A 23,884-nucleotide genomic window follows, 5' to 3' on the forward strand; every position below is an offset into this window, starting at 1 on the left:
AGCACTGAGGCGGTGAAAACTCGATAAGCCGAACAGTATAGCGGGTGAAACCACCTTTCTGCCAGTTCGGTGTATTTGCGCGGTCATTCAGGTGTGTTAGGTTGTCAGGTTGAGCCGCTCACGGCCGCCCTTTGTATGTGGTGATAGTAGGAGAGAATTCAACCCCGCCACCAACTTCTCGACGCATGGCTAGATCTTGCATCACCCCTGCATCAGCCCTTGAGCTCGGTAAGCAGTTCTCCCAGGCGCTGGCGCTGCTCCTGCGATAGCCGCTCCCCGGCCTGCATTCGCGCCAGCAAGGCGTCATACTCCTCCTGCGGCGACTGCTGCCGGCGATGGCGCTGAAAGTAGGCCACCCAGTTATCGAGCTCGGCGCCCCGCAACCCCCGGGGAACCAGTGGCTCCTGGCGCGCCAGGGCCGCCAACCGCTCGCCCTCGGGCGTGCCATGGAAGTGAGCCAACAGCACCTGGGCACTGCGATAGCCGCCCGCCCTGAGCAGGCGCACTACCTCGCGACACAGCCCTGCCTCCGGGTCGGATTGGTCGCACCAGTCGTCATCCTCGGGCAGGCGCTCGACCAATCCCGGCTCGTGCACCAACAGTTGCAGCGCACGCGCCATCCGCCCCAGCGACGCCTGACCCCGCCCGGCTTCCGATGGCCGCTCGCCCGACGAAGGCGGCATCGGCTCGGCCGAGGCCGGCGACATATCGGGAGGCGACGCCTCGGCCACCTCACGAGACAGCAACGCCTCGAAATGCGTCTGGTCGACGCCAGTACGTCGCGAGAGTTCCGTCAACAGCAGCGACTTGAGCACCCCTTCCGGCAGCTTGCCGATCGCCGACAGCACCTGGCTGGCGAAGCGTTCACGCGCCTCGATAGACCCCAGATCGCGACCCTCGGCGGCGTGATCGAAGAGGAACTCCGACAAGGGGCTGGCGCAGGTGATGCGGTCCTCGAAGGCCTCCGCACCCTCCCGACGCACCAGAGTATCGGGGTCCTCCCCCTCGGGCAGGAACATGAAGCGCGCCTGGCGCCCGTCGATCATCTGCGGCAACACCGTTTCCAGCGCCCGAGCGGCAGCCTGGCGACCGGCGCGATCGCCGTCGAAGCAGAACACCACCTCACCGACCATCCGGAACAGCCGCCCCAGGTGCTCGTCGCTGGTGGAGGTACCAAGCGTCGCTACGGCATTGCGGATGCCGAACTGAGCCAGCGCCACCACGTCCATGTAGCCTTCGACGATCACCAGGCGCTCGAGCCGCGGATTCGCCTGCCGAGCCTCGTAGAGGCCATAAAGCTCACGCCCCTTGTGAAATACCGGCGTCTCGGGCGAGTTGAGATACTTGGGCTTGGCATCACCCAGCACGCGTCCACCGAAGGCAATCGTCCGCCCGCGGATATCGCGGATCGGGAACATCACTCGGTCACGGAAGCGATCATAGGTTCGCCCACTATCCTCGTGATGCACCAGCAGGCCGTACTCGATCTGTACCGCGTCGGCAACGCCACGCTCCAGAAGGTGACGCTTGAGCACGTCCCAGCCGGCCGGGGCATAGCCAATGGCGAAGGCCTGCTGCATCTCCGGCGACAGCCCGCGTTCCGCCAGGTACCGGCGGGCAGCCTCCGCTTCGGGCATCTTGAGACGCTCGCGGTAGAAGCTGGCGGAGAGCTCCAGCAGATTAACCCCCTCCTTGCGCTTGCGCTCGCGGGCCTGAGCGCGGGGATCGTCGGCGCCTTCGCGCGGCACCTCCATGCCCAGTCGCGCGGCGAGCTGCTCCACCGCCTCGGGGAAGCGCAGGTTCTCGTACTCCATCAGGAAACGCAGGGCATTGCCGTGCGCCCCGCAGCCGAAGCAGTGGTAGAACTGCTTGTCGGCACTGACGGTAAACGAAGGCGACTTCTCCTGATGGAAGGGGCAGAGCCCGGAGTGGTTACGGCCGGCCTTCTTCAGTTTCACACGCTCACCGACCACCTCGACCACGTCGACACGGGCCAGGAGGTCATCGATAAAGCGCTGAGGAATCTGACCGGCCATTCAGGCTCCCTGCGGGAGAGAGAGGAAGAGACCAAAAACAAGCGGCCACCGTTAGGCAGCCGCTTGGCGTCCCTCTTGAGGCGGCATGGGCGTAGAGCCCCTACCGACTCCAGTACGGATCAATAGAGCCGTTCGAAACGCTTGCGCTCACGCTGAAGCTTCTTGGCATGGCGCTTGACGGCTGCGGCCGCCTTGCGCTTGCGCTCTGCAGTCGGCTTCTCGTACTGCTCGCGACGACGCACTTCAGAGAGAACACCGGCTTTTTCACAGGAACGCTTGAAGCGACGCAGCGCGACGTCAAACGGCTCGTTATCACGTACTTTGACAGAAGGCATTAAGCACTCACCTACCTTGGGTAACTAGAGTTCGGTTTGTACGCACACCTTGTGAGGACCTGGAGCCGTCACGCAAGACGCGCCGGAATCGCCAGGCGAACCGGAACGAAGCGTGACAAGCGAAAGGCCGCTCCTGGGTGCACGACCCAGTCTTGCAGCGGACAGTATTCTAGTCGCCACAGCGGTGTCGTGCAAACCGTTTCCGCACTACGCCGTCCAGCACCTCCCATCTTGCGTAACTGCGATAGCCCTACTGCGCCGGCAGGACAAACTGCGCCGGCAGGGCAAAAAGGGTAGAATGCCGCCCTCCATGTACCATCGAGCCATCATCATGCGTGTACTGGGTATCGAGACCTCCTGCGACGAGACCGGCGTTGCGCTCTTCGACACCGAGCGCGGCCTCGTGGCCGACGCGCTCTACAGTCAGATCGCGATGCATGCCGAATACGGCGGCGTGGTGCCAGAGCTCGCCTCGCGGGACCATACGCGCCGTCTGCTGCCGCTGATCCAGCAGGTGCTCGACGAGGCCGGCCTGGCACGCACCGAGCTGGATGCCATCGCCTATACCGCCGGCCCCGGGCTGGTCGGAGCGCTGATGGTAGGCGCCAGCACCGCACACGGCATGGCGCGGGCACTGGACATCCCGGTGCTTGGCGTCCATCACATGGAGGGCCACCTGCTCGCCCCCATGCTGGAGGACGATCCCCCCGGCTTTCCCTTTGTTGCCCTGCTGGTCTCCGGCGGCCATACCCAGCTGGTCGAAGTGAGTGGCCTGGGGCAGTATCGCCTGCTCGGCGAATCGGTGGACGACGCCGCGGGCGAAGCCTTCGACAAGGCGGCCAAGATGCTGGGGCTCGCCTACCCTGGCGGTCCGCACGTGGCCAAGCTGGCCGAGGCAGGCGACCCCGAGCGCCTGCGCTTTCCGCGGCCGATGACCGATCGTCCGGGGCTCGACTTCAGCTTCTCGGGGCTCAAGACCCACACGCTGACTGCCATCCGCCAGCTCGATCAGGCCGGCGAGCTCGATGACCAGGCTCGCGCCGACGTGGCGCGCGCCTTCGAGGAAGCCGTGGTCGACACCCTGGTCATCAAATGCCGCCGTGCGCTGGACGCCACCGGTCTCAAGCGCCTGGTGGTGGCCGGCGGCGTCAGCGCCAACGTTCGCCTTCGCGAACGCCTGGAGCGGGAGTGCACCAAGCGTAACGCCCGGGCCTACTACCCCCGCGGGCGCTTCTGCACCGATAACGGCGCCATGATCGCGTATGTCGGCGCCCAGCGCCTGTTGGCCGGCGAACGCGATGAGACCGGCATCATGCAGGCGGTGCCGCGTTGGCCGATGGATACCCTGGAAGCTCCCACACAAGACTGAAGGGCGTCATGATCGCGCTCTTTATGTCACAGCGCCCAACGTCTGCTGGCCGGCGAACGCGATGAGACCGGCATCATGCAGGCGGTACCGCGTTGGCCGATGGATATCCTGGAAGCTCCCACACAAGACTGAAGGGCGTCATGATCGCGCTCTTTATGTCACAGCGCCCAGCGTCTGCTGGCCGGCGAGAACGACGAGACAGACATCATGAAGACGGTGCCGCGTTGGCCGATGGATACGCTAAGAGAGCTGAAAGCTGGAAGCTGGAAGCTGGAAGCTGGAAGCTGGAAGCTGGAAGGCAGCATGATCCGCCCCTTGGGCGAAGGGTTTCTTCCCGCTTCGAGGAGCGAAGCGACGCTCTTCAAGCCTCCAGCTTAAAGAGGTGGCTCATCTCCCCTGCCCAGTCGGCGAATATTGAGCACGTGGCGCGCCAGCACCAGCAGGGTGAAGACGATCACCACGCCGGCGAAATCCGGCGCCAGCCAAAGGCTGACCAGCGGTGCCATGGCGGCACTGGCCAGGGAAGCGATGGCCGCCGTTCGCATTCGCCAGGCCAGCAGCATCCACAGCCCGGCGCAGCAGATCGCCACCCAGGGCGTGAGCACCAGCATCACGCCGAAGGCACTGGCCACGCCCTTGCCGCCCCGGAAACGATGCCAGGCCGGATAGCTGTGGCCCAGCAGCACGCCGAGCCCTACCAGCCCCAGCCCCCAGGGCGGCAAGCCCAGCCACATGGCCAGCCACAGCACCGGCATGCCCTTGGCCACATCCACCACCAGGGTGGCCAGTGCCAGACGCCGACCGTGCAGGCGCAGGACATTGGAGAAGCCGGGGTTGCAGGAGCCGGTCAGTCGCGGGTCCTCTACGCCGACCCATCGACACACCGTCAGTGCACCGAGCCAGGTGCCGCTCAGATAGCCGATCGCCATCAACGGCAGGATGAGGTCGAATGGCGCCTCCACGGGCGGCCTCCTGCTGGAGTGAGACGGTGATTCTGCCAGCCATGGCGGACATGCGACAGACCCGACACCACCGGTGTCGCTGGAGGACGGGCTGGCGTACAATCGTGCGCCTGCAGGCGGAGCCGGCGCATCGCCCGGTCCGCAACCTCCAACGGCCCGGGAGCCCCGATGGATCTTGTCTTGATCGAAGCGCTCGAGGTAGACACCGTGATCGGCGTCTATGACTGGGAGCGCACCATCACCCAGACGCTGCGTCTCGACCTGACGCTGGGCACCGACATCCGCCCTGCGGCGGCCGATGACGACATCGACCTGACCCTCAACTATGCCGCCATCAGCGAGCGCATCATCGCCTTCGCCGGCGAGCATGACTTTGCCCTGGTCGAGACCTTCGCCGAACGCCTGGCCGAGACCCTGCGCGACACGTTCGGTATTGCCTGGCTGCGCCTCACCGTGCGCAAACCCGGTGCCGTGCCGAGCGCCGACGCGGTAGGCGTCTGCATCGAGCGTGGCAACTGGACAGGGGGCGCCTGATGGCCCGGGTCACCGTCAGCGTCGGCAGCAACATCGAGCGCGAGCAGCATGTGCGCGTCTGCCTGGATGCCCTTGCCGCGACGTTCGGCCCGCTTGCCATCTCGCGGGTCTTCGAAAGCGAGCCGGTAGGCTTCGAGGATGGTCGCAACTTCTACAACCTGGTGGTGGCCTTCGAGAGCGACCTGCCGGTGGGCGAGCTGCAGGCCTGGTGCAAGCGGCTGGAGTTCGCCAATGGCCGCCGCAAAGGCGTGGCGAAGTTCAGCCCAAGGACCCTGGACATCGACCTGCTCACCGTCGGCGCGCTGACCGGCCGCCACGATGGGGTCGAGTTGCCCCGCGACGAGATTCTCCAGCATGCCTTCGTGCTGCAGCCTCTGGCTGAGCTGCTTCCGGAGGCGCGCCATCCCCTGACCGGCAAGCGCTACCGCCACCACTGGGACGCCTTCGAGGCCGGCGATCAGCGCCTCTGGCCCGTGGACTTCGTATGGCAGGGCCGGCGCATTTCTGCGGCGGAGTGATCATCAGGGCCGCCCATCGGTAGCGGCCAGCACGCCCTCGATGGCCTCCCAGCGCCGCCGGGTCAGCTCCTCACCCAGCTCCCGCCCGCGATAGCCTTCCGCCACCAGGGCCTTGGGCAGAATCTGCTGGGCCAGACGCCAGGCCAGGGCAAGGTCCTCGGCCAGCGCCGGATTTTCCAGGCTCACCAGGCTGATCAGCGGCGCCACGCGGTCGCTGCGGCGCCAGGCATCGATCCCGTCGAGCCAGGCCATTACCCGGGCCCCGTCCAGGCCATGGCGTGCCACCCGCGCCAGCAGCGTGCGAGTACGTGCCGCCTGAGTGGCCAGCTCGCGATGGGCTCGCGGCAGCCGCAGCCGCCCGGCGAGGGCATCACGATCCTCGTCATCCAGATGCTCCACCAGCCGCGCCCAGCGCCAGCGAGCCTGGGCCTCCGCGGCGATATCCTCCGGCAAGCGGTGCAGGCGCTGCAGCGCCTCGTCAAGGGCCGCCGGATCCGCCGCGAGCTCCGGCATCAGCACCGCCAGGGCGCCACAACCGTCGAGTACCCGGAAATAGACCTCCGGCCAGGGCTCGGTGAGTGCCTTCTCGGTCTCGGTCCAGACGCGCTCGGCGACCAGATGGCTGATTTCGCCCGTTTCCACCAGCTCGCGCATCAGCCGGCGCGTCGGCTCGGCAATGACGAAACCCAGGCCGGCATAGCGGGCCAGGAAACGTGCCGTACGCAGCACCCGCAGCGGGTCCTCGACGAAGGCCGGCGAGACGTGGCGCAACTGCCGCGCCTCCAGGTCGGCCAGGCCGCCATGCGGATCAACCAGCACACCCTCCGGGGTCTCGGCCATGGCATTGATCGTCAGGTCACGGCGTGCCAGGTCCTCTTCCAGGCTCACCTCGGGGCTGGCATGAACCTCGAAGCCGGTATAGCCGTGCCCCGACTTGCGCTCGGTGCGCGCCAGGGCAAACTCCTCGTGACTCTCGGGGTGCAGAAAGACCGGGAAATCACGCCCTACCGGCTTGAAGCCCCGCCGACGCATCTCCTCCGGCGTAGTGCCGACAACCACCCAGTCGGTGTCCTTGACCGGCCAGCCGAGCCGAGCGTCGCGCACCGCCCCACCGACCCGGTAGACCTCGAGCCCTTGCAGGTGCGGATCCTCGGGCATGGTTCAGCGCTCCACACGATCGGGGTGGCGAAGTTGCCAGTCGGTGAAGCCGCCATCCAGGCTGTAGACCTCGGCGAAGCCCTGACCGGCCAGCCAGGCCGCCGCCTGCTGGCTGGAGTGGCCGTGGTAGCAGACCACCACCAGAGGCAGCTCGCGCGGCGCCTCGTCGATGAAGGCGCCCACCGTGTCGTTGTCCAGGCGGCGGCTGCCGGGGATATGGCCGTGCTCGAAGCTGTGCGGATCGCGGATGTCGACCAGCGCCAGCGCATGTCGCGCGTCGAGCCAATCCGCCAGAGTGGGAATATCAAGATGCTGAAACGTCGTCATGGCAGCCTCGTGGCAGGGAAAGGAGATCTCAGCGCTGGCGACTCGGCACGCTGATGCGTTTGCCGCTCTCGAGGTCCAGAGCGGTCAGGCGGTTACCCCAGACGCAGCCGGTATCCAGCGCCTCGGCGCGTACCCGGCGCGCCGGCGTCTCGCCCTGCAGGGCGGCCCAATGACCGAACAGCAGCCAGGGGTCGTCGTCGCGAGGAAACTGAAACCACGGAGCAAACCCCGCCGGCCCGCTTTCCAATCCTTCCTTGGCGGCAAAATCGAGACAGCCGGCAGCATCGATGAAGCGCATGCGCGTGAAGACATTGACGATCACCCGCAGGCGGTCGATGCCGTCGAGGTCGTCGCGCCAGCAGGCCGGTGCGTTGCCGTACATCTGCTCGAGGAAGGCCCCGGCCCGTTCGCTCTCGAGACGCGACTCGGCCTCGGCGGCCAAACCAGCAGCCTGCTCGACCGACCAGTGCGGCAGCAGACCGGCATGGGTCATGACGGTATCGTCCTGCTCTCCGGCGCGCCGGCGCATCAGCAGCGGGCGCGACTGCAGCCAGTCGAGCAGGCGCTCGCGATCCGGGGCGGCGAGGATCGCCGAGAGGGTATCCTTGCGGTTCTCCCGGGCCCCGCCGCGGGCCACTGCCAGCAGGTGCAGGTCGTGGTTGCCGAGCACGGTGGTGGCGGCCTCGCCCAGCGCCATGACCTCGCGCAGGCAGGCCAGCGAGGCCGGGCCACGGTTGACCAGGTCGCCGGCCAGCCAGAGGTGGTCGTGACGCGGGTCGAAGTCGAGTTGCTCGAGCAGGGCGACGAACTCGTCGTGACAGCCCTGCAGATCGCCGATGGCATAGGTGGACATCGCGGCTCCCTGAATCGATGAGATGGTGTCGGCTGGGTGGCTCAGTGCACCTGATTGGGCCCGGCCAGCCGGAAGGGCGCGATGGCCACCTCGAAGGGGCGCTGGCTGGCGGTGTCGACGCAGGTATAGGCGCCCTCCATCACCCCCACCGGGCCATCGAGGATCGCCCGACTGGTATAGCGAAAGGTCTGGCCGGGGCCGATCAGCGGTTGCTGACCCACCACGCCCTTGCCGCGCACTTCCTGCACCTTGCCGCTGCCCTGGGTGATCTTCCAGTAGCGCGCGAGCAGCTGCACGCTGTGCGCGGAGGTGTTATGCACCGTGACGGTGTAGCTGAAGACGAAGCGTTGCTCGTCGGGCGAGGATTCATCGAGGCGGAAATCCGGTGCCACATCGACGCGGACGGCATGGTCGAGTGCTTCCGGGGTGGTCAGGGTCATGAGAGCTCTCCTTGTCCGGCCTCGGCCAGGTGGTTGGCGATACGCACGAACTCCGCGACGCTGAGCGTCTGGGGGCGCCGCCCCGGATCGATCTCCAGTGACTCGAGGGTCTCGGCGTCGATGCGGCCCTTGAGGTTGTTGCGTAGCGTCTTGCGCCGCTGGCCAAAGGCCTCGCGCACCAGGGCGAAGAGCAGCTTCTCGTCACGTGCCGGGTACGGCAAGGCCAGATGGGGAGTGAGACGCACGATCGCCGACTCCACCTTGGGGCGCGGCACGAAGGCTTCGGGCGGCACGGTGAACAGCGCATCGACCCGACAATGGTACTGGGCCATCACCGAGAGCCGCCCCCAGTCGGGACCGCCCGGGGCCGCGGCCAGGCGCTCGACGACCTCCTTCTGCAGCATGAAGTGCATGTCGGCCACGGCATCGCCGGCTTCCAGCAGGTGGGCGATCAGCGGCGTGGAGATATTATAGGGCAGGTTGCCCACCACCCGCAGTGCCGCGCCATCGCCTTTCAGGGCCCGGAAGTCCACCTTCAGGGCATCGCCTTCGTGGATGACGAAGCCGGGCTTGTCGAAGAATTGCACGCGCAGGCCGGGGATCAGGTCACGGTCGAGCTCGATTACTTCCAGATGGCCGCCGGCCGCCTCGAGCAGCGGTTCGGTCAGGGCCCCTTGGCCGGGGCCGATCTCGACCAGCCGCTCGCCGGGACGGGGCCCGATGGCACGCACGATGCGCGAGATGACGCCGGGGTCGCGCAGAAAGTTCTGGCCGAAGCGTTTGCGGGCCTGGTGAACCGGTGGGCGGGATGCCATTCAGGGGTGTCCTTCTATCGCTAGAGTCTTGAGCAATTTTCCGTGCACGGAGCTTTCCCGGCGACAGACTTACGAGCAGGCGCTGTGAAGTCATCCCTGTACGCTACCGACGCCCTGCGGCGCTCTCGCATCCTGCGCCGCTTGCAGGTCCGGTGCTGGCCATCCATGGCCAGCCCGTTCGGAGCAGTGCTCCTCACCCATGGCGTAGGACCTGCTCTTCAGCCTGTCCCCGACGCTCTTCCAGATCGGCTATACCCCGCGGCCTGCCATCTCGGCGGCCAGGGCCACCGCGACCCGCAGGCTACCGAGGTCGGCACGCCCCGTGCCGGCCAGGTCGAGAGCCGTGCCGTGGTCCACCGAGGTGCGTACCAGCGGTAGCCCCAGGGTGATGTTGGCGGCGCGGCCGAAGCCGGCATACTTCAGCACCGGTAGCCCTTGGTCATGGTACATGGCCAGCACCGCATCGACGCCCTCGAGGTGACGCGGGGTAAACAACGTATCGGCGGGCAGGGGGCCGTCAAGGGCCAGCCCTTCGGCCCGCAGGCCCTCCAGGGCTGGGATGATCACGTCCAGTTCCTCGCGGCCCAGGTGGCCGCCCTCGCCGGCGTGGGGATTGAGTCCGCAGACGGCAATACGCGGCGCCGATACGCCGAACCAGCGCTGCAGGTCGGCGTGAAGGATGCGCAGCAGACGTTCGAGCCGGGGCGCGGTGATGGCATCGGCCACCTCGCGCAGCGGCAGGTGGGTAGTGGCCAATGCCACCCTCAGCGCCGTTTCGCCCGGCCACCCTGCCTCGCGGGCATGCAGCGCGCTGTCGGTGGCGAGCATCATCACCACCTCCTGCACCCCGCAGGCATCTCGCAGGTACTCGGTATGCCCGGTGAAGCCAACGTGGCCGGCATCAAGAATCACCCCCTTGTGCAGCGGGGCGGTGACCATGCCGTCGGCCCGGCCGCGCTGACAGGCGTCAATCGCCACGTCCAGGGTCTCGAGCACATGATCGGCATTGGCGACATCGAGGCAACCTGGATGCGCGGCGGACCGCAGCGCCACGGGCCACACCGGCAACACACCACGACGCGGCAGCGGCGGTGACTCGCCAGGGGCGAGCGTGTGGATTTCCACCCCCAGGCCGAGCAGCGTGGCACGCTCGGCCAGCAGGACAGGGTCGCCCACTGCCACGACTCGAGCGGGGGGCACTCCGCCGGCCGCCAGCATCACCGCAAGATCGGGCCCGATGCCTGCTGGCTCGCCACAGGTCAGGGCCAACACGGGTCTCTCGCCTGTCGCCATCAAGAGTCCGCGAGACGGTTGTCGACGAAGGCCCGGCTGCGAATCTCCTGGATCCACTCCTCCATCTCGGCATTGACCTTGCGCTGGAATAGAGCCTGACGGGCCTGTTCGCGACTGGTGCCCTGCTGCTCCACGAAACGGTCCACCTCGCGTTCGGAGATGTTGACGCGGCTGGCGACCTGACGCTGCTGCAACTGGCGCATCATCAGTTCGCGACGAACCTGGTCGCGAACCACGGCGAGCGAGAGGCCGTCAGCCTCGAGGGCATCGGCGAACTGATCCAGCGTCATGCCATTGCTCTCGGCGATGGCGCGCACCTGGCTGTTGAGTTCGGTGTCGTCGACGCTCAGGTTGGCATCTCTCGCCATCTGCAGTTGGATCTCTTCGACGATCATGCGGTCCAGCACCTGCTGGCGTAGCACCGCGTCGGGCGGCATCCCCTGTTCCTGGCGGGCGAGCTGACTGCGTGTCTGCTCGACGCGCGCCTCGAGTTCGCTCTGCATGATGGCGCCATCGTTGACCACCGCCACGATACGATCCAGCCCTTGGCGACCCAGCGGCTGGGAATCCGAGGAACCGGCTTCCTGCGCCAACCCCGACAGGGGCAGAACGGCCAGGCTCAAGGCCAGCGCCAGGGTGGCGATATATCGACTGCGCATGTCTCTCTTTCCTCTCGTCGTTGTCGAATGTCTCACGGCCGGCCAAGGGCAGTGGCCCGATATCCCGGGATCGCCTCCTCGAAGTAGCGATCGGCCTCACCGCCGACGCCGCCCAGCCCCTTGAACACGAAGCGTAGGAAGACCCCCCGGTCGGTGAGGTCGTCCTCGATGGTGTTCGCCGTATCGCTATCATCGATCCACTCGCGCCACACCAGCTGAAGGCCGTAGCAGCAGTCGTTCCACTGAACGCCTGCCAACTGCTCCAGGGCACGGTCGTTGGTGTTGTCATAGAGCAGCCGGCCGATCAGGTCCACGTGGCGGCTGGCCTTCCAGGCGAACGAGAGATCGAACTCCTCCCGGTTATAGCTGACCACGTCCTCGTCCTCCTGGGACGGGTCGAAGCCTTCGAGTTGCCAGCGATAGCCGAAGTTCAGTACATGGCCGGCATCGGCACGATACTGCAGAGCCAGCGAGGTGCTTTCGGTCTGCTCTCGATGATCGTCATAGAGCCACTGCCAGCGCGAGCGCCAGTGGTCGTTGAGGCGCCAGTCGGCGCGCGTGACCAGCGGCGAGCGATCGCGGGTTGCCCGATAGTAATCCACCGGACGCGTGTCGGGATCCGGCAGCGTATCCGGGTCGCCCCCCATATCAATGCGGCGATCCTCAAGGTAGTAGGCCTGTCCCAGCCCGACCGAGAGCCGTTCGCGTCCGGTTTCGTCGGCCAGCAGGCGCGAGTCCAGGCCTAGCGAGAGACGGTTGAGGTCGCCCACCCGGTCGCTTCCGGAGAAGCGGTAAGGCGACCACAGCTGATGCCACGAGAAGGCCTGTTCGGCGGTATCGAAGTCCGGGAAGTCGGCTTGGTCGCGCGCGGGCACATACGCATAGTTGACGCGCGGCTCCAGGGTCTGGCGATAGCCACGCCCGCCAAGCTCCAGTTCCCGTTCGAACACCAGACCGGCGTCAAGGGTGCTCACCGGCACGCTGCGGGTGAGGCTCTCGTCACGCTGGGTATCGCGCTTACCGTAGTCGAGTTGATAGGCGGTGGCGAGCCACGCGAGCCGCGGTTCGAGGTAGCCCCAGCTCTCGTCGAGGCGCCAGCCGATGGCCGGCGAGAGGTGCAGCCGAGTCCCGTTGGCCGCCTCTTGGAGGGGCACCCGCGTTTCGTCCACATCACGCCAGAAATGAGTGACATTAGAACGCCACTGCTGGTACAGGCCACCGCCTTGGGCCCAGCGGGCGTTGGCGGTCAGGCTGGGCAGACGATAGAAGGGCTTGTCACGCTCGCGCAAGGGGTCGTCGAGCTTCTGGTAGCCCTGAGCCTTGGCCTGCAGCTGCCAGACGTCGCCACGCTGGTCGATCTGAGCGAGCCGCGGCATGCTACCGATATCGCTCTCCCCCTCGCTGAAGCCTCGCCCGAAGTCGTCGAAGTAGCGCCCGTCGCTGGCCGCGCCGTAACGTAGCTGATAGCGGGTGCGGGCATCGACGCGGCCCGCGTGGCGATAGTCGAGATACCAGCGGGCATCGCCGTTCTCCAGGACGGAGGCATCGGAGGCGTCGTCGCCTGCCTTACGATCATCGACGATGTAGGCGCCCTCGACCTGTCCCGCGTCCTGCTCGAACAGATAGCGGTACTCACCCCCCAACAGCAGACCGCGATCGCTGATCGAGCGCGGCGTAAGTGTGGCATCGTGATTCGGGGCGATGTTCCAGTAGAAGGGCTGGGCATAGTCCAGCGAGTCGCTCGAGAGCCCCAGCGTCGGCCACAAAAAGCCGGTCTGGCGGCGTTCATCGAGGGGAAAGCGCACCCAGGGCCAGTAGAAGACCGGCACCTTGCCCAGCTCCAGCCGGGCATGGGTCGCAATGCCTACACCCTGTTCGCGGTCGAGCAGGATGTCATGGCCAACCAACCGCCAGAAATCGCTGCCCGGCTCGCAGGTGGTGAAGCTTGCTTCGCTGAGGCGATAGCGGCCATCCTCGAGGCGTGCCAGGCGCACCGCATCGCCGCGCAGGCGCTGCTCATGGGCCACGTAGTGGGCGCTGTCGATGCTGGCGGCATCGCTGTTCAGCGACAGCTCGGCGGACTCGCCGCGCACCAGCAGGCCGCTATCGCGCAGCGCCAGGGGGCCCTCGGCATAGGCGGTCTCGCGACTGCCCGGCACGCGCACACGAGGTGCCTCGAGCTGCGCATCGCCGCGGCGCAGCAGCACCTCGCCACCGAGGGTCGTCTCGCCCTCTTCGCCGTAATCGGCGATATCCGACACGCTGGCCACCTTATCACCGCGCGGCGCCGGCAGCCGGTAATCCGGCATCACGTAGCGGCCGCGACACAGCGCGTCGGCCGGGCGCGCATCCCCCCAGGGCTGCCAGTCGAGCTGGTCGGCCGGCAATGGCTCGGGCGGCGCCGCCATCAGGGGGCCCGTTGTCAGGCCGGCGGAAGCCAGGCCAGCCAGGGCCGTCCATGTCCACGAGAGTCGCTTGCCCATGCTCCACGATGTCCTTGGCGGGGTGAATCGGTATTATACAGGCCGCGCCCGGCCTGTCCTGCCGGCATGGGCCCTGCCATCGCCGACGCTGTCGGGACTCAGCATGCGGGGCCTCCAGGGGGGCGTCAACTGCCCGCCTTCACACCCAAGGAGCGAGACACCGATGCCAGAGGCCCACGACCCCACGCGATCGGAACGCCTGCGCCAGTGGGCTGCCCGTCGCCACGCGCTGCCGGTATCCGCGATCGCGATGCGCCTGGCAGCCGGCGATGCCAGCTTTCGACGCTACTTTCGCCTGCAGTTACCCGACGGCACCACCCGCATGCTGATGGATGCGCCGCCTGAGCGCGAAGATAGCCACCCCTTCGTGGCCATCGCCGAGCAGTGGCGCTCGGCCGATCTACCGGTGCCGAACCTGCACAACGTCGACCTCGCGGAGGGCTTCATCGAACTCGATGACCTGGGCGACACGCCGCTGCAGGCGTGCTTCCAGGGCGACGACGCGCCTGCCACCCTGGCCTGGCACGAACGCGCCCTGGAGCTGATCCATACGCTGCAGAACCGTGCCCCTGTCGAGGGACTGCCCGCCTATGACGCCGCCACGCTCGGCCGCGAGCTCGACCTCTTCCCCGTCTGGTGTCTGGGAGAGTGGCTGGGCATGGCTGTCCCGCCGGGGTGGGAGGCGCTGCGCGAATCGCTGATCGCCGAGGCCATTGCCCAGCCGGTGGTGGCGGTGCATCGCGACTTCGATGCCATGAACCTGATGGTGCAGGATGAGGCCCTGCACCTGATCGACTTTCAGGATGCCGTGGCCGGACCGCTCAGCTACGACCTGATCTCGCTGCTGCGCGGCCGCTATTGCCGTTTTCCTCCGGCGCGTTTCGCCGCCTGGGTGGAGGCCTTCCGGGAGCGCGCCATTGCTGACGAGCGACTGCCTGCCAGCGTCGACCCCTTGACCTTCCATCGTCAGGCGCAGGCCATGGCCGCCCAGCGTGCCCTCAAGGTGCTGGGCATCTTCTGCCGGTTGACCCTGCGCGACGCCCGCGAGGGCTATCTCGAGCGGCTGCCGCACTTCCTGGGCCATCTGGAGGACAGCCTCGCCGACCTGCCCGGCCACACGAGCCTTCGCACCTGGCTCACCGACACCTTCCGCCCGGCGCTGGCGGCGCGATTGGGGGCTGGCGCATGAGGGCGATGATTCTCGCTGCGGGGCTCGGCACCCGCATGCGCCCGCTCACCGACCACTGCCCCAAGCCGCTGCTCGAGGCCGGCGGCAAGCCGCTGATCGTCCACCACCTGGAGCGCCTGCTGGCGGGCGGCATCATTGATGTGGTGATCAACGTCAGCTACCGCGCCGAGCAGCTCGTCGCGGCGCTGGGCGACGGCCGCGACTTCGGCGTACATATCGCCTGGAGCCGCGAGACGACGCCGCTGGAGACCGGCGGCGGTATCCGTCAGGCACTGCCTCTGCTCGGCGAAGCCCCCTTCCTGCTGGTCAACGGCGATGTCTGGTGCGATCTGGACCCGGCCGGCCTGCCCGCCCTGGGCGACGATCTGGCCCGGCTGGTGCTGGTGGACAACCCCGACCACCATCCGCAGGGCGACTTCCACCTGGATGCCGCTGGCCGAGTGCACGCCGAGGGCGAGCCGCGCCTGACCTTCGCCGGCATCAGCCTGCTCGACCCGGCACTGGTAGCGGACGAGCCACCCGGCGCCTTCGCCCTGGCCCCGCTGCTGCGGCGCGCCATGGCCGAAGGCCGCGTCGGCGGCCACCGCCACCGTGGCGCCTGGGTCGATGTGGGCACGCCCGAGCGTCTGGACGACCTCGACCGCCGCCTGCGGGGCTGAGCACAGCAGCCGTAGCTGCTATGCTGACCGCCTTTGCCTGATTACCCTCACATCAGCCTGCCGAGCGAGGGGCGCCGGGGACAAGCCGTAGAGGAGGTCCTACGCCATGGATGGCGTCGGTAGCGTACAAGGATGTATTCACAGCGCCTCCTCGCAGGCTTGTCGACGGGAAGGCCCCGAGCAGGCTGCCGAATAGCCAAGTTAAGGATGCCTGACGTATGAAAGCCAGCGTGAAATGGACCGACGGTCGTCAATTCGTCGCCGAGAGCGGCAGCGGCCACAGCGTCGTTATCGATGGTCCGCCCGACCACGGCGGCCGCAACACCGGCTCGCGGCCCATGGAGATGCTGCTGATGGGCATGGGCGCCTGCACCTCCTTCGATGTCCTCAATATTCTCGAGAAGGCCCGCGCCGACGTCACCGACTGCGTGGCCAGCCTCGAAGCCGAGCGCGCCGACGAGGTCCCCAGCGTGTTCACCAAGATTCACGTCCACTTCACCGTCAGCGGCAAGGGGTTGAAGGAGAAGCAGGTGGCACGTGCCGTGGAGCTCTCGGCCGAGAAGTACTGCAGCGCCTCGATCATGCTGGTCAAGGGCGGGGTCGAGATCACCCACTCCTTTACCATCGTCGAGGAGTAGCGCCGGAAGACGACGTCAACCGCAAGCGGCGCTGGGGACAGGCCGTAGAGGGGGTCCTATGCCAGGGATGGGTTCACAGCGCCCCCTCGTAGGCCTGTCGCCAGATCAGCCGCGGATTTCACAGGGTCGCTCAGAGACGATAGACGCTCTTGGTCATCACCTTTGACATCAGCTTCATGCCAAGCTTGACCGGGGCGGGAAAGCGGGCGCCCCCGGCTTCGATGGCCAATTGCGCATGGTGGGCCTCGTCGACGGCCATCTGGCGCAGCACCGCTCGGGAGCGCTGGTCCCCCGGGGGCAGCTTGACCAGGTGATTCTCGAGGTGGTGACCCACCTGCTCTTCGGTGGCGGCCACAAAGCCCAGACTGATCCGGTCACCGACGGCACCCGCCGTGGCCCCGAGGCCGAAGGAAGCGACGTAGAACAGCGGGTTGAGCAGACTCGGGCGGTCATGCAGCTCCTGCAGTCGGGCATCGCACCAGGCCAGGTGGTCGATCTCCTCCTGAGCGGCCTGCTCCATCTGGTCGCGCACCTCCGGCAGCGTGGCGGTCAGCCCCTGGCCCTGGTAGAGGGCCTGGGCACACACCTCACCGGTATGGTTGATGCGCATCAGCCCGGCGGCGTGCCGCCGCTCCTCCTCGCTCAGCTCTTCGTCGCGGATCGCATCGGTCGCCGGCGAAGGGCGTGATGGCTCTGCCGCATGGGGCACCAGGGTCCTCAACACGGTATCGAACTGGTGAATCAGGTTGTCTGTGCGGGAAAGCGAGCGCGTCATGATGGGTCTCTCGGGATGGCACCTGAAGCGTCTGGCTCACGGTCGGCGCAAGCGCCATCCGTGAGCCTGTCGGCTAGCCGGCCGGCCAGATGAAGCGACGACCGCCCATCAGGTGCATGTGGATATGATAGACGGTCTGGCCACCCTGCTCGTTGCAGTTCATGACCACCCGGTAGCCCTCCTCGGCGAAGCCCTTCTCCGCCGCCAGCGCCGCCGCGGTGTACTGCAGCCGGCCGATCAGCGCCAGATCGCGCTCCTCGATATCGTTGAGCGTCGCGATATGCTGCTTGGGCACGATCACGATATGGGTGGGCGCCTGAGGATTGATGTCGTTGAAGGCCAGCACCTCGTCGTCTTCAAAGACGATCTCGGCGGGAATCTCGCGTTCGATGATCTTGCAGAACAGGCAATCCATGAGTGTCACTCCTTTCGGTCGGGTCTCGAGTCAGCGAAAGCGCCGCTGGGCGAGCAGATGGCGGACCAGTGGCCCCAGGATCAGCTCCATGGCCAGCGACAGCCGCGAGCCCGGTACCACCAGGGTATGCGGTCGGCTCATGAAGGCATCCTGGATCATCGCCAGCAGATAGGGGAAGTCCACCGTGGCCGGGTCGCGGAAGCGGATCACCACGAAGGACTCGGCGTCGGTGGGGATGTCCTGCACCTCGAAGGGGTTGGAGGTATCCACCGTGGGCACCCGCTGAAAGTTGATATGGGTGCGCGAAAACTGCGGCTGGATGTAGCGCACATAGTCGTCCATGCGCCCCAGGATGGTGTCGATCACCGCCTCCTGGGCGTAGCCGCGGTGGCGCATGTCGCGGTCGATCTTCTGGATCCACTCCAGATTCATGGTCGGCGCCACGCCCACCAGCAGATCGACGTGGCGGGCGATGTCGAGTTCGGCGGTGACCAACCCGCCGTGCAGTCCCTCGTAGAACAGCAGGTCCGTGCCACAGGGCAATGGCTGCCATTCGGTGAAGGTGCCCACCTGATAGCCGGCCTCGATCATCTGCTTGTCTTCGGCGTGGATATAGTGGCGGTAGGTGCCATTGCCGTGTTCGCCGTACTCCTGGAACAGCGCCTCGAGCCGGTCGAGCAGGTTGGCCTCCACGGCGAAGTGGGAGAGCTCGTCCTTGCGCTCGGGCTCATCGAGGACCAGGCGTGCCAACTCCTGGCGGGTATAGCGATGGAAGGCATCGCCATCGACGAAGGCGGCATGCACCGCCTCCCGCGCAAACATCCGCTCGAAGGTACGCTTTACCGTGGTCGTCCCGGCCCCTGAGGAGCCAGTCAAGGCAATGATCGGATACTCCCGCGACATCAGTTCGCTCCCGCCAGCGCATCCCGCACGGCAGCCGGGATCACCACCGGCCTACCATTTTCCGGATCGACCAGCATCAGGTTGATACGGGCCGTGGCCACCGTCGCACCATCGGCCTCGCGCAGGATGCGATGATAGACACCGATCGCCTTGCGTCCCGGCGCCGGGACGGCCGTCTCCACCACCAGGGCATCGGGCCAGCGCGATTCGGCCTGGTACTGCACGGCCAGGTCCGCCGCCACGCAGGGGTAGCCGCCCAGATCCCACTCATGGAGATTCCGCGACGCCAGGGCCGCCACGCGCGCCTCATGCAGCAGCGACACCAGCGCATCGTGGCCCAGGTGGCGGCCATAGTTCATGTCGGTGATGCGCACCGTCAGCGGATGACGGTGCAACACATCCTCTGCGGGAAAGCTCAGTCTGACACGCTCCATCCTCGCTCCTGCTCTTGTTGTGTCGGGATCGCACGCCGTCAGGCGTCGTGGCGCTCCCGGGCGATGGCCCGGTGGGCGATGTCGCGGCGGAAGAGCATGTCAGGCCAGGCGATCTCGGCGACGCCGCGGTAGGCCAGGTCGCGAGCCGCCCCGACACCGTCACCCAGGGCGGTGACGCACAGCACCCGCCCCCCGGCGGTGACCACCCGGCCCTGCGCATCCTCGGCGGTGCCGGCATGGAAGACCTTGCAGCCGGTGGTCTCGGCGGCCTCCAGCCCCGCGATGGCATCCCCCTTGCGGTAGCTGCCCGGATAGCCGCCGGCGGCCAGCACCACCCCCACTGCGGCACGGGGGTCCCAGTCGCAGGCGTGATCGGCGAGCTCGCCGCGCGCCCCGGCCAGGCACAGCTCGGCGAGGTCGGAGCGCAGTCGCAGCATGATCGGCTGGGTCTCGGGGTCACCAAAGCGGCAGTTGAACTCGATCACCCTGGGGTTGTCCTCGGCATCGATCATCAGGCCGGCGTAGAGAAAGCCGGTGTAGGGATGCCCCTCCTCGGCCATACCACGTACGGTGGGCCGGATGACCCTCGCCATGATGCGCTCGAAGACCGCGTCGGTGACCACCGGTGCCGGGGAGTAGGCGCCCATACCGCCGGTATTGGGGCCGCTGTCGCCATCGCCCGCGCGCTTATGGTCCTGGCTGGTGGCCATGGGCAGGATCGTCTCGCCGTCGACCATGACGATGAAGCTCGCTTCCTCGCCCTCGAGAAACTCCTCGATCACTACCCGCGCCCCGGCATCGCCGAAGGCGTTGGCCTCGAGCATGTCGCGCACCGCCACCTCGGCTTCTGCGAGCGTCTCGGCCACGATCACGCCCTTGCCGGCGGCCAGGCCGTCGGCCTTGATGACAATCGGCGCGCCCTTCTCCTCGAGGTACGCGAGCGCTGGCGCCACGTCAGTGAAGCTGCGGTAGTCGGCGGTGGGGATCGCATGACGCGCCAGGAAGTCCTTGGAGAAGGCCTTGGAGCCCTCGAGCTGCGCTGCGCCGGCCGTCGGCCCGAAGATCGTCAGGCCCGCCTCGCGGAAGCGGTCGACCACGCCCTCGACCAGCGGCGCCTCGGGGCCGACGATGGTCAGCGCCACCGCCTGGTCCCGGGCGAAGGCCACCAGATCCGAGAGGTCCGAGACGCCGATCGCCACATTCTCGAGACGCGGCTCGCGGGCCGTGCCGGCATTGCCGGGCGCCACGAAGACGGTCTCCACCTGTGGAGACTGGGCGACCTTCCAGGCCAGGGCGTGTTCGCGGCCACCGCCGCCGATGATCAGGACCTTCATCCGCTGTGCTACCTCAAACCGTGCAAGAAACGTCGCGGCATTATGTCAGAAACTCGCCCGGCACGCCGCTTACGGCTTGCCGTTGCCCTTGTCGTCGTCGTCCGGGCTTCCGGCCTGGTTGATGGTCTTCTGCCAGAACTTCATGTTCTCCTCGGCCAGCTCGCGCATCAATTCCATGGGCGAGTGGCGCATGGCCTGCTGCCACTGGTCCTGCATGCGCTGCTGCTGCTCGAGCATCAGCTTGGTGCCCTGCTCCAGGTAGCGGGACAGGGGCAGGGGCTGAGCCATGTCGTAGACACGGATGAACTGGGCGAGCAGGTCGTTGGAGAAGACCTGCGCATCGCCATCGGCCTGTTCCTGCTCGATGATGATCGACAGCAGGATGGTACGCGTCAGATCCTCGCCGCTCTTGGCATCCTCCACCCGGAACGGGACCTCGTCGATAATCAGGCCACGCAGGTCCTCGAGGGTCACATAGCGGCTCTGTTCGGTATCATAGAGCCTGCGGTTGGCATACTTGCGAATCACGCGCACGGCGCTGCTCCTTGTTATTACGAAGGGGCGGCTGCCCCAGTAGGGCTATTGTGCACCGCGACACCCACCATGCAAGGCATGGCCATCATTCAATCTCCAACGCGACGAGGCCCATGAACCTGATCCTGCTCTCTCCCGACGATATCGAGGACGGCCGCCTCGCCCGGGTCCGTGATCCGCGACGCCTGGCCCACCTGCGCGAGGTGCATCGGGCGAGCCCCGGCGACCTGCTGACGCTGGGCATCGAAGGGGGAAAGATAGGGCGCGGGGAACTGCTGGCCCTGGGCGATGACGAGGCCCTGTTCAATGTCGCCGGCCTGGACCAGGCGCCGCCGCCGGCACTGCCGGTCCATCTGGTGCTCGCCCTGCCCCGACCGCGGATGCTTGCCCGCACCCTGGAGCATGTCACCGCGCTCGGTGTGAAGCACATCACCCTGCTCAACACGCGCCGCGTAGAGAAGAGCTACTGGCAGTCGCCGGAGCTCGGCGAGGAGAAGATCCACCGCCACCTGGTGCTCGGCCTGGAGCAAGCCCGCGATACCCGGCTGCCCGAGGTGGTGCTGGCCAAGGGCTTTCGCCCTTTCGTCGAGGAGCGGCTGCCAAGCCTGCTGGCCAAGCGCCGCGGTCTGGTGGCCCACCCCGGCTTGCCGGGCGACTGCCCGCGCCACCTCGACGAGCCCGTGCTGCTGCTGGTAGGCCCGGAAGGGGGCTTCATTCCCTGGGAAGTGGAACGACTGCTCGCAACGGGCTGCGAGGGCATCCACCTGGGCCCGCGCATCCTGCGCGTGGAGACCGCGGTGACGGCCCTGCTCGCCCGGCTCTTCTGACCGCCGGGAGTCGAGCTAGTCGTCCTCGTCCGGGTCGTGGGCAACGAGCGGGGCGTCGTCGTCGCAATCGGGCCGGTTGAGGAAGGTATCGCGCACGTCGAGCAGTCCCAGGTGGCCGATGGAGCGGCGCCCAAGCAGCAGCGGGTAGTTCATCTCCTCGCGGTCGCGCAGGCTGAACTGCTCCTCGTAGACGGTGTCCCCCAGGCAGACCTTCATCAGCACCACCGGTCGCTCGTCGATGCCGCCCGCGCCGCGCACCCGAAGGTCGCGGTAGAGCGGCAGTTCCATGCGCTCGGTGAAGGTCTCGCCGCTCGCCTCGTCCTCGAGCCTGAGGCGAAAACGCACCCACTCCTCGCCATTTTTCTCGAAGGTCTCGATGTCACGGGCGTCCAGCGATGAGGTCAGGGCACCGCTGTCGAGCTTGGCCTTCACCTCCACGCCCCAGGGCTCCAGCGTCGCCTTCTCTACCCAGCCGAAGACCCTGTCCGCGTCGGCGGCGATGGCCGGGGGTGCGGCGCTCAGCAGCAGAGCAGCCAGCAGGGAAAGGGCATAACGCATCGGGGTCATGGACGTCTCCGGGTCAGGGGTAAGGGACGGGGCTCAACGCTTCAGGCGCTCGAGCAGGTGGCGGGTAGCGAAGCCATCCGGGGTGGCCCCGATGGCGGCCTGGAACTCACGCAGGCCACGGCGCGTATTGGGACCCATGATGCCATCCGGCGCCCCCACCGCGAAGCCGCGCTGGTTGAGCAGCTGCTGCATCTCACGTACCTGGCGGCGGCTCAGCGGCTGCTCTCCCCGGGGCCAGCCCTGCACCACGCCCTCGCGACCGGCGATCTCATCGGCCAGGGTGCCCACCGCCAAGGCGTAACTGGTGGCATTGTTGTAGCGCAGGATGGCGCGGAAGTTGGCGCCCACCAGGAAGGCCGGGCCCTGGGCGCCAGCGGGCACGATCACCGAAGCGGCCGCGAGGTCGGGCAGCGGTTCCCCGTCCACGCTGCGCACGCCCCGCTCGGCCCAGGCGCGACTGGGGCGTCGAATAGAAAGCTCGGTCTCGGCGTAGCCGAAACCGTCGGGGAGGCGAACCTCCACGCCCCAGGGTTGCCCCGCCTGCCAGCCGGCCCGGTCGAGGTAGTGGGCAGTGGAGGCCATCACGTCGGGAATGCTGCCCCAGATGTCACGGCGCCCATCGCCGTCACCGTCCACGGCATAGGCCTCGAAGCTCGAGGGAATGAACTGGGTGTGCCCCATGGCACCGGCCCAGGAGCCCTGCATACGCTCGGGCGAGATGTCCCCGGCCTCCAGGATGCGCAGCGCCGCAAGCAGCTCGCCGCGAGCGAAGGCGCGGCGCCGGCCATCATAGGCCAGGGTAGCCAGGGCCTCCAGGGTCGAAAAGTCACCGAAGTTGCTGCCATAGTTGCTCTCGATGCCCCAGATGGCGACGATCACCTCGGCGGGCACCCCGTAGCGCTGCGCCATCTCGCGCGCCGTGCCGCGGTGATTGTGCAGGCGTTGCCGTCCGTTGGTGACCCGACTCGCCGACACGGCGGTGTCCAGGTAGTCCCAGATCGGCCGCACGAACTCGGGCTGGGCACGGTCGAGTTCGATCACCCGCGGCCGATAGCGCAGGCCGTCCAGGGCCCGCGACAGGGTCGCCTCGCCGATGCCCTCAGCCCGCGCCTCGCGGCGAAATCCGGCCAGCCAGCTGTCGAAATCCACCGTGGCCGCCGGCTCGGCGGCCTGCTGCTCGGCCGTGGCGTCGGTCGTCGCAGCGTTCGGGACTTTCCCGGCCTCGCTGGCCTCGCTGGAAGGCGTGGCTTGACAGCCGGCCAGCAGCACCAGCAGCAAGGGAGTGGTCAGCATCCGTTTCATTGTCGCTCCTGCAGGGACAGTTCCGTGGTCGGCTCGATCATCGCCCAGATCCGGCCAGCAGGCCAGCCGCTTCAGTAGCCCCAGAGCCGCGCGATCAACAGGCCGTGGCAGGCCAGCACGGTCAGCGTCAGCGGCATACGCAGGGTGTGATACCACACGGGCAGTATCGCCCGGCTGCTGCGGGTCAGTTCGTAAAGACGCACCAGGATGAAACCGCCCGCCAGGACCCAGGCGCCTGTCAGCGGATGGAGCAGCAGCGCCGGCCAGGCGATCAGGCTCGGCGCCATGCTCAGCAGCAGACGCAGCCGAAAGGCCGGGCTGCCCGCCGGCTGCTGCGACATGGCCACTCCCCACTGCACGCCGCCGAGAAACGACAGAATGACCGCGCTGTAGTACAGGAAGGCGTCAACGGCGACGACCTGCCATACCACCGGGGCCAACCATGCGGCCGTCGCGGTGGCCACGAAGGGAATCAGGCCTGCCAGGCCCAGCATCAAGGGCAGGAATGGCGTGGCGGTAGGCATC

General features: G+C 67.3%; 28 protein-coding genes. 8 read left to right on the plus strand and 20 right to left on the minus strand.

Features of this window, described 5'->3' with window-relative positions; translation table 11 throughout:
* Positions 1-212: 212 nt before the first annotated feature.
* Positions 213-2,036 (minus strand): DNA primase, encoded by a 1,824-nt coding sequence (gene dnaG / locus FHR95_RS09135; protein ID WP_183314179.1) that lies wholly within the window; start codon positions 2,034-2,036, stop codon positions 213-215.
* Positions 2,037-2,155: 119 nt separating this feature from the next.
* Complete coding sequence (gene rpsU, locus FHR95_RS09140) at positions 2,156-2,371, minus strand: 30S ribosomal protein S21 (protein WP_013333229.1); 216 nt, start codon at positions 2,369-2,371, stop codon at positions 2,156-2,158.
* Positions 2,372-2,702: 331 nt separating this feature from the next.
* On the opposite strand from rpsU, the gene tsaD reads away from it, so the two are divergent.
* Positions 2,703-3,740, plus strand: a complete 1,038-nt coding sequence (gene tsaD, locus FHR95_RS09145) for a tRNA (adenosine(37)-N6)-threonylcarbamoyltransferase complex transferase subunit TsaD (protein WP_183314180.1) — start codon at positions 2,703-2,705, stop codon at positions 3,738-3,740.
* Positions 3,741-3,947: 207 nt separating this feature from the next.
* Positions 3,948-4,118 carry a hypothetical protein gene (locus FHR95_RS09150; RefSeq protein ID WP_183314181.1) on the plus strand — a complete coding sequence of 57 codons (171 nt, stop codon included), beginning with the start codon at positions 3,948-3,950 and terminating at the stop codon, positions 4,116-4,118.
* On the opposite strand, the gene plsY is transcribed toward FHR95_RS09150, so the two are convergent.
* On the minus strand, positions 4,115-4,702 hold the full coding sequence (gene plsY / locus FHR95_RS09155) for a glycerol-3-phosphate 1-O-acyltransferase PlsY (protein WP_425485283.1): 588 nt from the start codon (positions 4,700-4,702) through the stop codon (positions 4,115-4,117). The two genes, FHR95_RS09150 and plsY, sit on opposite strands and share 4 nt — an antisense overlap.
* A gap of 168 nt (positions 4,703-4,870) precedes the next feature.
* Here plsY and folB point away from each other — a divergent pair, with 168 nt between their 5' ends.
* The gene (folB, locus tag FHR95_RS09160) at positions 4,871-5,236 is read left to right on the plus strand and encodes a dihydroneopterin aldolase (RefSeq protein ID WP_183314182.1); all 366 of its coding nucleotides are present in this window, start codon (positions 4,871-4,873) and stop codon (positions 5,234-5,236) included.
* Positions 5,236-5,754 carry a 2-amino-4-hydroxy-6-hydroxymethyldihydropteridine diphosphokinase gene (gene folK, locus FHR95_RS09165; RefSeq protein WP_183314183.1) on the plus strand — a complete coding sequence of 173 codons (519 nt, stop codon included), beginning with the start codon at positions 5,236-5,238 and terminating at the stop codon, positions 5,752-5,754. Before folB ends, folK begins: the two co-directional genes overlap by 1 nt.
* 3 nt (positions 5,755-5,757) lie before the next feature.
* Here the strand turns inward: folK and FHR95_RS09170 are convergent, their stop codons facing one another.
* The 8 genes from FHR95_RS09170 to FHR95_RS09205 all read right to left on the minus strand — a co-directional run bounded on the left by FHR95_RS09170 (position 5,758) and on the right by FHR95_RS09205 (position 13,782).
* Positions 5,758-6,912, minus strand: a complete 1,155-nt coding sequence (locus tag FHR95_RS09170; RefSeq protein ID WP_183314184.1) for a tRNA nucleotidyltransferase/poly(A) polymerase-related protein — start codon at positions 6,910-6,912, stop codon at positions 5,758-5,760.
* A 3-nt stretch (positions 6,913-6,915) separates the two neighbouring features.
* The gene (gene glpE, locus FHR95_RS09175; protein ID WP_183314185.1) at positions 6,916-7,239 is read right to left on the minus strand and encodes a thiosulfate sulfurtransferase GlpE; all 324 of its coding nucleotides are present in this window, start codon (positions 7,237-7,239) and stop codon (positions 6,916-6,918) included.
* A gap of 28 nt (positions 7,240-7,267) precedes the next feature.
* Positions 7,268-8,092 carry a symmetrical bis(5'-nucleosyl)-tetraphosphatase gene (locus tag FHR95_RS09180; RefSeq protein ID WP_040185571.1) on the minus strand — a complete coding sequence of 275 codons (825 nt, stop codon included), beginning with the start codon at positions 8,090-8,092 and terminating at the stop codon, positions 7,268-7,270.
* Positions 8,093-8,133: 41 nt separating this feature from the next.
* Positions 8,134-8,532, minus strand: a complete 399-nt coding sequence (gene apaG / locus FHR95_RS09185) for a Co2+/Mg2+ efflux protein ApaG (protein WP_052448704.1) — start codon at positions 8,530-8,532, stop codon at positions 8,134-8,136.
* Positions 8,529-9,347, minus strand: a complete 819-nt coding sequence (gene rsmA, locus FHR95_RS09190; RefSeq protein ID WP_183314186.1) for a 16S rRNA (adenine(1518)-N(6)/adenine(1519)-N(6))-dimethyltransferase RsmA — start codon at positions 9,345-9,347, stop codon at positions 8,529-8,531. Before rsmA ends, apaG begins: the two co-directional genes overlap by 4 nt.
* Positions 9,348-9,596: 249 nt before the next feature.
* Positions 9,597-10,640 (minus strand): 4-hydroxythreonine-4-phosphate dehydrogenase PdxA, encoded by a 1,044-nt coding sequence (gene pdxA, locus FHR95_RS09195; RefSeq protein WP_183314187.1) that lies wholly within the window; start codon positions 10,638-10,640, stop codon positions 9,597-9,599.
* Positions 10,640-11,299 (minus strand): SurA N-terminal domain-containing protein, encoded by a 660-nt coding sequence (locus FHR95_RS09200; protein ID WP_183314188.1) that lies wholly within the window; start codon positions 11,297-11,299, stop codon positions 10,640-10,642. Before FHR95_RS09200 ends, pdxA begins: the two co-directional genes overlap by 1 nt.
* Positions 11,300-11,331: 32 nt before the next feature.
* Positions 11,332-13,782 carry an LPS-assembly protein LptD gene (locus FHR95_RS09205; protein ID WP_183314189.1) on the minus strand — a complete coding sequence of 817 codons (2,451 nt, stop codon included), beginning with the start codon at positions 13,780-13,782 and terminating at the stop codon, positions 11,332-11,334.
* Between the two features lie 163 nt (positions 13,783-13,945).
* On the opposite strand from FHR95_RS09205, the gene FHR95_RS09210 reads away from it, so the two are divergent.
* The 3 genes from FHR95_RS09210 (at position 13,946) to FHR95_RS09220 (ending at position 16,268) form a co-directional block, all read left to right on the plus strand.
* Positions 13,946-14,971 carry an aminoglycoside phosphotransferase family protein gene (locus tag FHR95_RS09210; protein ID WP_040185563.1) on the plus strand — a complete coding sequence of 342 codons (1,026 nt, stop codon included), beginning with the start codon at positions 13,946-13,948 and terminating at the stop codon, positions 14,969-14,971.
* Complete coding sequence (gene murU / locus FHR95_RS09215; RefSeq protein ID WP_183314190.1) at positions 14,968-15,630, plus strand: N-acetylmuramate alpha-1-phosphate uridylyltransferase MurU; 663 nt, start codon at positions 14,968-14,970, stop codon at positions 15,628-15,630. The genes FHR95_RS09210 and murU overlap by 4 nt, the downstream gene beginning before the upstream one ends.
* A 218-nt stretch (positions 15,631-15,848) precedes the next feature.
* Entirely contained in the window at positions 15,849-16,268 is a 420-nt protein-coding gene (locus FHR95_RS09220) for an OsmC family protein (RefSeq protein ID WP_040185561.1), read from the plus strand.
* A 130-nt stretch (positions 16,269-16,398) separates the two neighbouring features.
* Here FHR95_RS09220 and coq7 read toward each other — a convergent pair whose 3' ends face one another.
* The 6 genes from coq7 to phaR form a co-directional block, all read right to left on the minus strand.
* Positions 16,399-17,043: a 2-polyprenyl-3-methyl-6-methoxy-1,4-benzoquinone monooxygenase gene (gene coq7 / locus FHR95_RS09225; protein WP_183314191.1), complete on the minus strand. Its 645-nt coding sequence runs from the start codon at positions 17,041-17,043 to the stop codon at positions 16,399-16,401.
* A 73-nt stretch (positions 17,044-17,116) separates the two neighbouring features.
* Positions 17,117-17,458: a histidine triad nucleotide-binding protein gene (locus tag FHR95_RS09230; protein ID WP_040185558.1), complete on the minus strand. Its 342-nt coding sequence runs from the start codon at positions 17,456-17,458 to the stop codon at positions 17,117-17,119.
* A gap of 30 nt (positions 17,459-17,488) precedes the next feature.
* A complete protein-coding gene (locus FHR95_RS09235) occupies positions 17,489-18,361 on the minus strand; it encodes a phosphoribulokinase (RefSeq protein WP_040185556.1) in 873 nt (290 codons plus the stop codon).
* Entirely contained in the window at positions 18,361-18,795 is a 435-nt protein-coding gene (locus FHR95_RS09240; protein ID WP_183314192.1) for an acyl-CoA thioesterase, read from the minus strand. Before FHR95_RS09240 ends, FHR95_RS09235 begins: the two co-directional genes overlap by 1 nt.
* A 38-nt stretch (positions 18,796-18,833) precedes the next feature.
* A complete protein-coding gene (gene purD / locus FHR95_RS09245; protein WP_183314193.1) occupies positions 18,834-20,129 on the minus strand; it encodes a phosphoribosylamine--glycine ligase in 1,296 nt (431 codons plus the stop codon).
* Between the two features lie 69 nt (positions 20,130-20,198).
* Entirely contained in the window at positions 20,199-20,663 is a 465-nt protein-coding gene (phaR, locus tag FHR95_RS09250) for a polyhydroxyalkanoate synthesis repressor PhaR (RefSeq protein ID WP_040185552.1), read from the minus strand.
* 113 nt (positions 20,664-20,776) lie between these two features.
* Here phaR and FHR95_RS09255 point away from each other — a divergent pair, with 113 nt between their 5' ends.
* On the plus strand, positions 20,777-21,490 hold the full coding sequence (locus tag FHR95_RS09255; RefSeq protein ID WP_183314194.1) for a 16S rRNA (uracil(1498)-N(3))-methyltransferase: 714 nt from the start codon (positions 20,777-20,779) through the stop codon (positions 21,488-21,490).
* Between the two features lie 15 nt (positions 21,491-21,505).
* Here FHR95_RS09255 and rloA3 read toward each other — a convergent pair whose 3' ends face one another.
* The 3 genes from rloA3 to FHR95_RS09270 all read right to left on the minus strand — a co-directional run bounded on the left by rloA3 (position 21,506) and on the right by FHR95_RS09270 (position 23,883).
* A complete protein-coding gene (gene rloA3 / locus FHR95_RS09260) occupies positions 21,506-22,057 on the minus strand; it encodes a retropepsin-like aspartic peptidase RloA3 (RefSeq protein WP_425485284.1) in 552 nt (183 codons plus the stop codon).
* A 33-nt stretch (positions 22,058-22,090) separates the two neighbouring features.
* Positions 22,091-23,359: a lytic murein transglycosylase gene (locus FHR95_RS09265; RefSeq protein WP_183314195.1), complete on the minus strand. Its 1,269-nt coding sequence runs from the start codon at positions 23,357-23,359 to the stop codon at positions 22,091-22,093.
* 71 nt (positions 23,360-23,430) lie between these two features.
* The gene (locus tag FHR95_RS09270) at positions 23,431-23,883 is read right to left on the minus strand and encodes a DUF3429 domain-containing protein (protein WP_040185542.1); all 453 of its coding nucleotides are present in this window, start codon (positions 23,881-23,883) and stop codon (positions 23,431-23,433) included.
* Between the last annotated feature and the right edge of the window lies 1 nt (position 23,884).

Origin of the sequence: Halomonas fontilapidosi (assembly GCF_014192285.1) — a bacterium.
Classification (GTDB): domain Bacteria; phylum Pseudomonadota; class Gammaproteobacteria; order Pseudomonadales; family Halomonadaceae; genus Halomonas; species Halomonas fontilapidosi.